Origin of the sequence: Rhodoplanes roseus, from assembly GCF_003258865.1 — a bacterium.
Classification (GTDB): domain Bacteria; phylum Pseudomonadota; class Alphaproteobacteria; order Rhizobiales; family Xanthobacteraceae; genus Rhodoplanes; species Rhodoplanes roseus.
Genome location: NZ_NPEX01000612.1, coordinates 1 through 858, shown reverse-complemented (window position 1 = coordinate 858; position 858 = coordinate 1). Strand labels below are relative to the sequence as shown.

Below are 858 nucleotides of genomic sequence, written 5' to 3'. Positions count from 1 at the left end.
CGGCCGGCCTGGCGCTCGACTCGGCCGGCCTCAAGGGCAAGGCCGAGATTCTCGGCCGCACCGACATGATCGTCGCGAGACGGCGGCGGGCCGTTCGAAGGAGAGCCTTTCATGCGGGTTTCGGATCTTCTCAAAGGCAAGACGGCCACCGTGATGATGGTGCAGCCGACCCTCGCTGTCGGGGCGTTGGCGGAGCGACTGCGGTCGGCCGGCGTCGGCGTCATGATCGTCAGCCACGACGGCCATGCGCTGGACGGCATCATTTCCGAGCGCGACATCGCCTACGGACTCGCCGAGCATGGTGCGACCCTGCCGGTGCTGCAGGTGAAGGACCTGATGACCAAGACCGTGATCACGTGCCGGCCGGACGACACGGTCGCCGAGGTTTCGAAGGTGATGACGGTGCGGCGCATCCGCCATCTGCCCGTGAAGGAGGGCGACACCATCGTCGGCGTGATCAGCATCGGCGACGTGCTGAAGTCGCGGATCTCCGAGATCGAGCTGGAAGCCAACGTCCTGCGCGACATCGCCATCGCGGTGCGGTGAGCGGCGAACGGCGCGTTTGCAGCGTCGCGGCGCCGTAGCCCGCATGACGCCCGCAGGGCGGAATGCCGGAGCGGTGTCCCCGCATCCGCTCCGCTCCATGCGGGCTACGTCACGACTTCACCCCGGGCAGTGCCGTCGCCCGCATGAGGCCCGCAGGGCGGAATGCAGGAGCGGCGTCCCCGCATTCCGCTCCGAGACTGGGCAAGAATCGGCGGCTGCAGCTGATGTAGGATTGGTGGCATGACGAATCGCCCGTTCAAGACCGGCGCGAGCCGGGCGCAGTCCTGTCTTCTGCCGCCGAGCGTGGAGGAC

1 protein-coding gene is annotated in these 858 nt (G+C 68.1%); it reads left to right on the top strand.

Features of this window, described 5'->3' with window-relative positions; all coding sequences use genetic code 11:
- Positions 1–111: 111 nt before the first annotated feature.
- Complete coding sequence (locus CH341_RS31580; protein ID WP_111423693.1) at positions 112–546, top strand: CBS domain-containing protein; 435 nt, start codon at positions 112–114, stop codon at positions 544–546.
- The last annotated feature ends 312 nt before the right edge of the window (positions 547–858 follow it).

Excerpts from the sequence above, each read along its gene's own strand:
- CH341_RS31580 (WP_111423693.1), top strand. The coding sequence starts at position 112 with ATGCGGGTTTCGGATCTTCTCAAAGGCAAGACGGCCACCGTGATGATG.